The organism is Sinomonas sp., assembly GCF_036848755.1.
Taxonomy (GTDB): domain Bacteria; phylum Actinomycetota; class Actinomycetes; order Actinomycetales; family Micrococcaceae; genus Sinomonas.
The window spans coordinates 1-5,947 of sequence record NZ_DAIUJO010000166.1; the positions used below are offsets into that span (position 1 = coordinate 1).

General features: G+C 68.9%; 8 protein-coding genes and 1 pseudogene. 1 reads left to right on the top strand and 8 read right to left on the bottom strand.

Annotated features, from left to right (window positions below):
• From V7053_RS17480 to V7053_RS17515, 8 genes and pseudogenes are all read right to left on the bottom strand, one after another.
• Positions 1-327 (bottom strand): annotated as a pseudogene (locus V7053_RS17480) (DUF4232 domain-containing protein); the annotation flags it as partial.
• A gap of 31 nt (positions 328-358) precedes the next feature.
• Positions 359-1,525, bottom strand: a complete 1,167-nt coding sequence (locus tag V7053_RS17485) for a cation:proton antiporter (protein WP_334173540.1) — start codon at positions 1,523-1,525, stop codon at positions 359-361.
• A 5-nt stretch (positions 1,526-1,530) separates the two neighbouring features.
• Positions 1,531-1,938, bottom strand: coding sequence for a hypothetical protein (locus V7053_RS17490; protein ID WP_334173541.1), 408 nt, complete (start codon positions 1,936-1,938; stop codon positions 1,531-1,533).
• A gap of 161 nt (positions 1,939-2,099) precedes the next feature.
• Positions 2,100-3,422, bottom strand: coding sequence for an MFS transporter (locus V7053_RS17495; protein ID WP_334173542.1), 1,323 nt, complete (start codon positions 3,420-3,422; stop codon positions 2,100-2,102).
• A gap of 120 nt (positions 3,423-3,542) precedes the next feature.
• Positions 3,543-3,710: a hypothetical protein gene (locus V7053_RS17500; RefSeq protein WP_334173543.1), complete on the bottom strand. Its 168-nt coding sequence runs from the start codon at positions 3,708-3,710 to the stop codon at positions 3,543-3,545.
• 45 nt (positions 3,711-3,755) lie between these two features.
• Positions 3,756-4,523, bottom strand: a complete 768-nt coding sequence (locus V7053_RS17505; protein WP_334173544.1) for a sulfite exporter TauE/SafE family protein — start codon at positions 4,521-4,523, stop codon at positions 3,756-3,758.
• Positions 4,520-5,113: a rhodanese-like domain-containing protein gene (locus V7053_RS17510; RefSeq protein ID WP_334173545.1), complete on the bottom strand. Its 594-nt coding sequence runs from the start codon at positions 5,111-5,113 to the stop codon at positions 4,520-4,522. The genes V7053_RS17505 and V7053_RS17510 overlap by 4 nt, the downstream gene beginning before the upstream one ends.
• Before the next feature lie 59 nt (positions 5,114-5,172).
• Complete coding sequence (locus V7053_RS17515; protein ID WP_334173546.1) at positions 5,173-5,469, bottom strand: rhodanese-like domain-containing protein; 297 nt, start codon at positions 5,467-5,469, stop codon at positions 5,173-5,175.
• Positions 5,470-5,587: 118 nt separating this feature from the next.
• Here V7053_RS17515 and V7053_RS17520 point away from each other — a divergent pair, with 118 nt between their 5' ends.
• The gene (locus V7053_RS17520) at positions 5,588-5,824 is read left to right on the top strand and encodes a metal-sensitive transcriptional regulator (RefSeq protein WP_334173547.1); all 237 of its coding nucleotides are present in this window, start codon (positions 5,588-5,590) and stop codon (positions 5,822-5,824) included.
• Positions 5,825-5,947: the final 123 nt, after the last annotated feature.

The window sequence follows — 5,947 nt, forward strand, 5'->3', positions numbered from 1 at the left end:
GCTCGTGTTCGTGAGGACGATCTTGGAGTACACGTGCCCGGCCGCGCCGCCCGCACCCGCGCCGAGCGAGGCCTTGAGCTGGGTCGAGACGCACCGTGCCGGCGCGCCGGCCGCTGTGGTGCCGTCCGAGGGGGTCGACATGGGGGTTGCGCTCGCGGACGTGGAGTCCATGGAGGACGGAGCGGAGGGCGTGGCCGACGGCGACGTGGACGAGCCGCTGGGGCTCGTGCTCGTCTGGCTCGTGGCGTTGTTGCCGCAGGCAGCGAGGCCGAGGGCCGCGACGACGAGGGTGGCGGCGAGGGCCGGAAAGCGCAGGTGGCGAGTCACAGTCCCACGATTCACTTCAGTCACATCAGTGTCAAGTGGTGTCGAGCGCGGTGTCCTGATCGTGATGTTCGGCGGGCGGCCGTCGAGCGGCGAAGCTCGCAGCCGCCGTCGTCATTCCGATGGTGACGAGCGCGCCGAGGAGGAGCGCGGCGTCCTCGCCGGGGGCCAGGACGCCGAGGGAACGCCCGATCGTCGCCGCCGCGACCGGCACGCCGAGCTGCGCTGCCGAGGCGACGGCGAACGGGAGCGGCATCCCGGTGAGGCGGCCCGCTGCGTGGGCCAGCACGGCCCCCACGCCCAGCGCCATGCCGAGGCCGATCATGGCGGGATGGCTGCCGAGTTCGCGCAGGTCGATCGAGGCGCCGAGCCACACGAAGAAGACCGGCCCGAGGAAGCCGTCGTTGACCGCAAAGAGCTGACGGGCCAGACGGCGTGGTTCGCCCACGGCCGCGACAGCGAGCCCGAAGGCGAATCCCGAGAGCATGATCGAGACGTTGAAGAACACCGCGAGCCCGGCGAGGGCGAACAGGATCGAGAGCTGGATCCTCAGCTCGAGCGCGAATTTGCGATGCTCCGAGAAGGTGTGGAGCCGTCGTCGGGCGCCGTTGCGTTCGAAGCGCCGCAGGAACCACCAGACGACCACGGCGCACACCGCGACGGCGAGCGCCCCGACCGCCTTCGGACCGGCGTGGCCTGGGTCGATCGCGAGGGGAAGGGCGACGATCGCCGCGACATCCGCGAGGGCGACCTGGGCCGTGAGTTCGAGGATCGACGTGCCCTTGAGCGCGAGGGAGTCGATGATCGGCAGGACCAGCGCCGCCGACGACGAGCCCATGAGGACCGCGTACAGCGGCGCCTTCGCAGAGCCGAACAGGAGCGCGACGGCGATGCCCAGGGCGACGGCGACGACGGCCGTCACGACGGCGCGCAGCGCGCCCTTCCCGATGGCGGCACGGATGGTCCGGTCGCGGATCGGGACGTGGGTGCCGGCGACGAACATCATGAGGGCGAAGCCGATGTCCGCGAGGAACGTGAATGTCTGGTTGCCCGCGTCGACCCACCCGAGCAGCGACTTTCCCACGACGACGCCGGCGAGCAGTTCCCCGAGGACGAGCGGCAGGTGCCACCCCTCCCGCGAGGCGAGCAGGGGGCCGAGGAGTGCGATGACGCAGATGAGCGAAAGCTCGATGAAGGACACTTGCCCTACTCGCCGTCGTCCACGGACGCCCCGCCAAGCGCCGGAACGTCGACGATCTTCACGGGAATGTCGGTGTTCTCGTCCGTGTGGTAGCTCGCGCAGACGCGATGGTAGCCGTCGGCGATCTGCAGGGGCGTTCCCTCGGCGAGGTTTCCGCGGACGAGCAGGATGGGGGAGAGCTTCTCGTCCCGGTGGATCTTGACCAGATCGGCGCGGACGTGCGCGTTGGTCTCGTCGAGGAGCGCCAACCGGGCCGCCCGGAGGATGTCCTTCGCCTTCTGATGGGAGATCGGGGCCTTCTCCAACGCCTTGACGAGCTCTTTGACCTCGTGGGGAGCGGCGAGCAGGGAGAGGTATGCGGCTGCCGCGGGATAGTCGTGCTTCTCGGGCTCGTCGAGCCATGTCACGGGCACGTCGGACTCCTTTCGGCCTGCCTCTTCCCGGCAGGCGTGGCCGCATCATACGCCCCGGGGTCGAGGACCGATGCGCTGGGCCTTCGGAATCCTGGCCGGGACATGCGTCGGTCCCAAGGCCGCAGCCTTGGGACCGACGTGTCTGCCTCAGCCGAGCTGGCTCAACGGGAGGACTCCTCGGAGGAGCTTGCGGCGTCCGCGGAGAGTGTGGCCACCGGCCGGTCTCCGCCCTTTCTGAGGGTCAGCATGACCAGACCGGCGGCGAGCAGGCAGGCGGCCAGGAAGACCGACGCCGCCATGAAGCTGCCGTGCGTGATGTCCTGCAGGAAGCCCCCCACATACGGCCCGACGAACCCGCCGAGATTGCCCACGGCGTTGATCAGGCCCATGGCGCTTCCAGCGACCACCACCGGCATCGCGCGCGAGGCGGAGGCCCAGAACGGGCCGTCGTACGCGAGCGCTCCTGCCATTGCGATGCTGATGAAGGTGACAGCGAGGAACGGCACGCTGCTGCCCGTCGCCACCGAGATGACGAGGGCGACGGCGCCGACCGCCATCGAGAGCAGCACGTGCGTCGAGTAGCGGCCGGACCTGTCAGCAGCCTTGGCGTTGTACCAGAGGGCGAACATCGCCAGCACGTACGGGATCGCCGTGACGAAGCCAACCTCGAGGGAGGAGCCTGACGTGATCGTCTTGACCACCTTGGGCAGCCAGATGTTCAGGCCGTAGAAGCCGATCTGGATCAGGAAGTAGACGAGCGTCAGTCGCCAGACCGCGCTGTTCTTGAAGACATGCTTGATGCTCACATGCCCTTGATGGGGGGCGGCGGCCTCGTCGGCGGCGAGGCCCTCCTCGATGTACGCGCGCTCCTGGGGAGAGCACCACTTGGCATCCCGCGGGCGGTCTGAGATGAAGAACCACCAGATGGGGGCGGCGATGACAAACGGGAAGAGGCCCTCGATGATGAACAGCCAGCGCCAGTCGGAGAAGGAGAGGATCCAGCCCGAGAGGGGCGCGGTGATGATGGACGAGATCGCGATGTTCATCATCCAGAAGGCATAGGCCCGAGCGCGTTCGGCTGCGGGGAACCAGTGGCTGATGAGCACCAGGATTGCCGGCCAGATGCCGGCTTCGGCCACGCCGAGGAGGAACCGCACGATGAGAAGTTCCGTGAAGTTCTGGACGAAGCCTGTGGCGACCGCCAGAAGGCCCCAGACCAGAACCATGATCCCGACGAATTTCTTCGCACTCCAGCGTTCGGCCAGATGACCCCCCGGGATCTGCAGGGTCAGGTAGCCGATGAAGAAGATCCCGGCGGCGAGACCCTGCTGGGCAGCGTCAATACCGAGGTCCTTATGAAGCCCGTTCAGGGCGAACCCGATGTTGGTCCGGTCCATGAACGAGATGATGTAGACGATGATGGCCACCGGGATCAGGCGCGTCCAGCGCTTTCGCCCAACGGTCTCGTGGACAGCTTCGGCCACGATAGCCTCCTATTTCCTATAGGATATAACCGGTATTTTTGAGGCTACGCGTGAGACGGGTCACGGTCAAGGGGTTGAAAGCTCCCGAAGATCGCTCCCGACGAATGCTGCCCGAACCGCTCAGCGGCCGAAGAGCCGGGAGAAGAAGCCCCCGGGCGCATTGGGTTCGTTCTCGTGTCCCTGGCAGCGCTGGGAGTTCGGGACGCCTCGCATGACCTGCTGGACGTGCTGCCCGCACCCGGCCCAGGTGAGCTTTCCGCATTTCCTGCACGTGATCTGTCGGCACATTTCTCTTTCTCCTTCTTCTTGTTTCCCTTGAATGGTGTTTCGGGTCTATCGGGAGGTGACGGCCTGGAATGCCACGTAGACGGCGACCAGGAGGACCAGTCCCGCGAACCCTCGCTTGAGCGCATGTTCGGGAAGCCTTCGCCCGAGTCGGCCTCCCGCGAGGGAGGCAGCCATCGCGGCCGCAGCGAAGGCTCCGATGACAGCCCAGTCGAAGTGCATCTGCCCGACGTGGGCGCCGAGGCCTGCGAGGGAGTTGATGACGATGATGACGAGGGACGTCCCGACGGTCAGGGCCATGGGAAGCCCGAGGACGAGGGCCAGGGCCGGGACGATGAGGAAGCCCCCGCCCACGCCGAGCAGCCCGGTGAGGAACCCGACGACGGCGCCGGTCAGGATCGCCTTGGGGAGGCAGCTTCGCCAGTTCACCCCGCCCTCCGGGAGCGAACAGGACCCGCCGACTGCCTCGGTCCTGCGGAGCATCCGGATGCCGGCGGCCACCATGATGGCCGCGAAGGCGAGCAGGAGGATCTTCTGGTCGAGCATCCGGTTGACAGCGGCACCGAGGTAGGCGGTGATGGTGCCGGCGCCGCCGACGATGAGGGCGAGGCGCCAATGGACGCCTCGGCGGATCCTGGGCAGGACGGCGACGGCGGAGGAGGCTCCGACGACGACGAGCGAGCCGGGGATGGCGGCCGCGAGCGGCACCCCGACCCCATAGACGAGGGCGGGGACGGCAAGGATCGAGCCGCCGCCGCCGACGAGCCCGAGGAGGCCGCCGACGACGGCGCCGAATGCCAGGGCGGGGAGGATCACGGGGCGTCTCCCAGGCGCTGGAGGGCCTGGTGCGCGGTGGGCTCGCTCGCCGAGCGGTTCCAGGGCATCCAGGAGAGCATCCGTCCCATGGCGCAGCTGTTCGTCGCGGCAGAGAACGTCAGTCCCGCGCCGATGGCGCCGGCAACGAGGCGTAGCCTGGGCGAGACGAAGCGGCCGGCGAGGATGCTCGCCAGGACCAGGGATCCCGCCGTCATGCGCACCTGGCGCTCCATGGCCCAGGTCTGGGGGCCGCGGACGACCTCGCCCCCGGCCGCGGCGAACGCCGGCACGCCGCCCTCGAGCACGCTGGCTCGGGCGAGGCCGACGGCGGCGAGGCGCCTGCGTGCCTGCTCGGCGCGGGCGCCGGACTGGCACACCAGGACGACGCGGGTGCCCATCCGCTCGGCGAACTCCTCGGTGTGCTCGCTCAGGAGGGGGAGCGGCACATGATACGAGCCCCTGATGTGGAGCGCATCGAACTCTGCTCCGCTGCGCACGTCCACGACCATGAGGTCATCGTGCTGCGCGGCCCACTCCTTCAGGGTGGCGGGGTCGACGGTGGCTGGCATGGTGAGGGTGCTCTCGGTCATCGCTTCTTTCGGTCCGGGTCGGTTGGTGCCCCGTCTCGGGGCCTCGGGCGGCGGGTCGGTCAGGCGGTGGGCAGCCCGGCGGACTGCCAGGCGAGCATTCCGCCGGCCATGGTGTCGGCGGAGAAGCCGGCGGCGGCGAGCTGGTCGGCGGCGGCAGCGCTGCGGCGCCCGCTGCGGCAGACGGCGATCACCGGCAGGCTGCGGTCGAGCTCGCCGAGGCGGGAGCTGAGCTCGCCGAGCGGGATGTGCCGTGCGCCTGGGATCACGCCTTCTGCGAGCTCGTCGGCGTCCCGCACGTCGACGATCTGGGTCGAGGTGCCGAGCGCCTGAGCGGTCTGCTGGGGTGAGACGTCCATCGGAAGGTCCTTTCTCGAGGGTGGGGGGCGATACCCCTGGGGGTAGAATGGAATGCTTCCCGGAAGGGGAGTCGGAGCGTATCGAGGAGTTGCTGTGGTCGAGCTGAAGCCAGAGGAAATGACGCCCGTGCTGAACCGTCTGCGCCGGGCGCAGGGCCAGCTCGCGGCCGTCGTCAGGATGATCGAGGAGGGGAAGGACTGCACCGCGGTGGTCACGCAGCTCTCCGCGGTGTCCAAGGCCATCGACCGGGCGGGGTTCGCGATCATCTCCTCCGGACTGGAGGAGTGCTTCCGGAGCGGGAGCGACGAGGTCGACCGGAAGCAGTTGGAGAAGCTGTTCCTGTCGCTGGCCTAGTCCGCACGGCGAGGGCGTAGAGTCCGAAGGCCGCGAAGACCCCCACGAGGCCCGCGCCGATCAGTCCCGTGTCGAGACCGGCCAGCGCGGCGAGCGGCCCGTCGCGGATGTCCAGCACCTGGG